The following is a 4,265-nucleotide window of genomic DNA, read 5'->3' on the forward strand; positions in this document are numbered from 1 at the left end:
GCCTACAGATGCTTACACGTTTGAAGAGGCCGTTGCCAACAAGCATTTATCACCCTATAAATCTATTGAGGTGCCCACCAAGTTTTTACGTGAAGGCATCAAATACAGCGAGCTTTCCGAAGAAGAACAAGAAGAGTTTGAACAAGAAATTCTCGATGGCGAAGAAGCTACAGGTAATGAGTGGATTACAGCATCAGAACTCAACACCTGGTTGTTCAATAAACCCACAGCTATTGAGACCTTGCGCTATGTGTTGGAACACGGTATCAAAAAACGTGGTGGAGAGGAATTGGGGAAAACCATCATCTTTGCTAAAAATCAAAAACACGCCCATTTTCTAAAGGATATGTTTATGGAGCTGGACAAGGAGCGGTTTGGCAATGATTATGTCAAGGTCATCACCCATAACGAACCCAAAGCAAAAGAATTTATCAATCGGTTTTGCGATGAGGAAAAGGAGCGTTTGCCACAAATTGCTATTTCGGTGGACATGATGGATACCGGGATCGATGCGCCAAGCTGTGTTAATTTGGTGTTTTACAAACCTGTGAAGTCCTATTCCAAATTTTGGCAAATGATCGGGAGAGGTTCCCGTTTACGACCCGATTTATTTGGCGTAGGGGAAGATAAAACCCATTTCCTGATTTTTGATCTCTGTGGTAACTTTGAGTTTTTTGGAGAGAATCCTAACGGTCAGGAAGCGAGTTCCCAAAAGAGTTTAACTGAAATTTTATTTGGATTGCGTTTGCACCTTGCCGAATATTTAAAGAGCAGCCAATTTAAAGATGACAATTCACTGCAAGCATTCAGAACCGAATTGCTGGATGATTTGCACGGTGCTATTGCCGCATTGGATCACAACCGATTTGACGTAAAAATGAAATTGGAAATTGTACATGAATTTGGAAATACCAATCGCGAAATCTGGAACCATTTGTCCAAGCGCGATCTCAAGCGAATAGAAGAGGAGCTGGCGCCCTTGGTAAAACCTGAAGAAGGAGATTCAGATCTGGCACGCTACTATGATAAATTACTTTACACCTTGATTGCAAAACGTTTGGAAACGCCAAATACCGAGGCCTTTGTAAACAGTTTTATCGTTCCTATTTCGAAGGTCGTTTCAACCTCTAAAAAACTGTTGAAAAAAACAACCATTCCGGCCGTTAAATCCAAAGAAGACCTTATCAAATTGCCGCTGGAAGAGAATTTCTGGAAAGCAGATGGCATTGTACATTTGGAAAGACTCAGAAAAGGAGTGAGAGCATTGGTAAAATATATTGACCCTGTGGATCAACGTTATGTCACAACAAATTTCGCCGATTATATTTTGGAAGATGGGGTTAAAACGAGCCATCCATTAAATGAGGAAGGGGAAGTGTACCCAGTATCGCCATTCCAAAATAATGTACACCGTTTAGAACAATTGATCCGAGCAAATGAAAACCACCTCACCATTACGAGAATCCGAAAAGGAGAAACGATCACTGAAAGCGAACTTCAAGCTTTGGAAGCGATGTTATTTGAAGGCGGAATTGATAAAGGCGTTATTGAAAAAGAATTGGGAACACAATTTAGTTTGGTCAACTTCATTATCTCCTTGATGGGCTTAAGTCCTGAAAATGTAGAGGCCGCTTTCGCTAAATTTATAAACGATTATAAATTAAACGCCATTCAAATTGAGTTTCTTGATACCATCAAAAAATTCCTGACCACAAATGGCAAGATAGAACCGAGCAAGTTGTACGATTCGCCCTTTAAGAATTACCATAGTATGGGCATTGATGGTGTATTTACCGAACAGCAAGCCGATACGATTTTTAAAATTCTGGGGGATTTCAACCGGGCCAATTAATTGATATCCAATAGCAACTAAAACGGCAACCTTGAATTTAAAAACCCTGTAAATCATGTAATTACAGGGTTTTTAGTGGATTTTGATGTCCAAAAAGTGGAGTCGGGGAGAATCGAACTCCCGTCCAAACAAGTTACCAAAGAGCTTTCTTCACGTTTAGTCTTTTCTTGTTTTTTCGATTGTAAGCTGGCTAAAGACAACCCACTTACAACTTATCTTTTTTAGTTTCAAGAGCAAATCAAAGCACTTTGCTCCCTATGTCAACTTTTACGATGCCTCTAAGTAGAACGCCGCTGACCAGGGCTTTCAAGAGACATTTAGCTTCCCTACCTGGTAGAGATTAGCAAATCCTACTGTGATTCGGATTAAGCAGCTAAAGCGTAGTTATTCTCGCCGTTTAAAAGTTTGAAATAGCCTTTTACGTGTTTCAATTTCATTACACGACGTGCTTACCGTTCAATAAATCTCGCTGTCAAAACCAGTCGACCCCATTATGATGCTGATAACTATCTTAACTTCTGTAGATGATTTAGCGTGCAAAGTTACCAAAAAGTTTGCTTCAATCCTGCAAATGGCGATAAGATTATTTGAAAACCAGTCATGGGTCATCAGTCATTGGCCATCCATCAATTATCCGATCCAAACTTCAGCAAAGTTTATCAGATTATTATGATTGGTTTGTCGATTAATGGCCTAATTTTGCAGACTTTAAAAATTAAAATAGTAAAGTCATGTCAAAACCAAGAATTGCTCTCGCCATCGGGGTTTTATGTATTTCTATATTTCCAATTTTGGTAAAATTAAATCTTACGCCTGGGCTCATTTCTGCTTTTTATCGTATGGCGATAGCAGCGGCTTTGTTGGTGCCGTATGTCATAATAACCAAAAAATTTAAAGTCACTTCCAGAAAAGCATTTTTTCTAGCAGTAATTTGCGGTGTTATTTTTGGGATGGATGTTGGGGTTTGGAATATCGCCATTCAACAATCTACCGCAACACAAGCCACATTATTAACTAATTTATCGCCTGTTTGGGTAGGAATTGGTGCTTTTTTATTTATGAAAGACAAGCCAAAGCGCAATTTTTGGATTGGGACTGTCGTGGCCATTATGGGAATGGTTCTTTTGGTGGGATTCGACTTATTTCTGAATCTCGATTTTAATATGGCATTCGTTTTTGCCGTGCTTTCCGGAATGCTTTACGCCATATACATGTTGACCAGTAAGCAAATTTTAGGAGAATTGGAAGTCATGACGTTTATGACCATTAGTTTGCTCTCTTCTACCGTTTCACTCGGATTGTTGAGTTATGTATTAGGTGAGCCTTTTGGAGGATTTTCCAATGAAGGTTGGCTGGTATTGGTAATCCAAGGGGTGGTTTGCCAACTTTTGGCGTGGTTGCTCATCAGTTATGCCACTAAGTATATGCGTGCCACGCGCGTATCAGTAAGTTTGTTGGGACAAGCTGTACTGGCATCTCTATTGGCGTGGTGGTGGTTGGATGAGCAAATTTCGGCGCAAATGGTCATTGGTGGTATCACTCTACTTTTGGGTATCCGTTTGACATTTTATGAAAAACCTCTTTTTTAGGTCGAAATTTTAAAAGTATTCAGAATTCATCTATTGGATAGATATCGGAAGATCACTCTCAAACATGATATTCTAAAAGAGTTAATTTCTTTTTAGAGCTTGTTTAAATTTTATGGCAGATAATTTGACCATATTTTTAGAATTTTCCAACAGGAGTTCATAATTTCTACATAAAATAGACCAGCTGTCATTTTGGAAAGTTATTAGGCAACATGCGTCATTACCATCAGGTTTTTACCAGATACGTAATTACGTTCCAAATGGTCTTTAAATCATGTTTTCGCTTTCTGTTATTGAAGTTCAAGTTTTTTTTATAAATTGTCATTGATTGTTAGTAATGTTTGTGGAGTGTTTTTTCATCTTAACTTAATGGGTTTACATCAACAAGTTAATGAAAACAAACAGCGTAAATAATTGGTAATCAGTTTTTACATGTTGTTTTACAGTAAAATGCTCTATAATATTTTTTCAATTTAATTTTTAAACATGCTCTTAGACGACCTCTTTTTTCATTGTTTATATTATTTTTATACAATACACAAGTCCTAAATAAGAATTTATAAAAATCATTAAATGAAAATTATGTATAAACTACTAATAATTCTTATGTTTCTTCCTTTGTTTCAATGTCAGAATAATGACTCCATTTTTCAATTATCAGGTGAAATCAAAGGTCAAAACATAAAACATGTTATAATTATATATGAGACTGTTGATGACCAAGGTAAAATGCGTGATACAATAGATTTAATTGATGGGAAATTCAAGTTTTCAGCTAAAATTAGAACTCCCACAATTATTAGTCTATATCTTGATTCGCCGTT

General features: G+C 37.4%; 3 protein-coding genes and 1 other RNA gene. 3 read left to right on the top strand and 1 reads right to left on the bottom strand.

Going from position 1 to position 4,265, the window contains the following annotated elements; genetic code table 11:
* The coding region (locus VNJ50_RS13445) for a type I restriction-modification enzyme R subunit C-terminal domain-containing protein (protein ID WP_325582758.1) at positions 1-1,852 on the top strand (1,852 nt) is incomplete at its 5' end.
* Between the two features lie 94 nt (positions 1,853-1,946).
* On the opposite strand, the gene ssrA is transcribed toward VNJ50_RS13445, so the two are convergent.
* Positions 1,947-2,342: a transfer-messenger RNA gene (ssrA, locus tag VNJ50_RS13450) on the bottom strand.
* A 241-nt stretch (positions 2,343-2,583) separates the two neighbouring features.
* Here ssrA and VNJ50_RS13455 point away from each other — a divergent pair.
* The gene (locus VNJ50_RS13455; protein ID WP_325582760.1) at positions 2,584-3,441 is read left to right on the top strand and encodes a DMT family transporter; all 858 of its coding nucleotides are present in this window, start codon (positions 2,584-2,586) and stop codon (positions 3,439-3,441) included.
* Between the two features lie 582 nt (positions 3,442-4,023).
* The coding region (locus tag VNJ50_RS13460) for a DUF4369 domain-containing protein (RefSeq protein WP_325582762.1) at positions 4,024-4,265 on the top strand (242 nt) is incomplete at its 3' end.

It is taken from the genome of Gelidibacter sp. (assembly GCF_035577925.1).
Classification (GTDB): domain Bacteria; phylum Bacteroidota; class Bacteroidia; order Flavobacteriales; family Flavobacteriaceae; genus Gelidibacter.

Excerpts from the sequence above, each read along its gene's own strand:
- VNJ50_RS13455 (WP_325582760.1), top strand. The coding sequence starts at position 2,584 with ATGTCAAAACCAAGAATTGCTCTCGCCATCGGGGTTTTATGTATTTCT.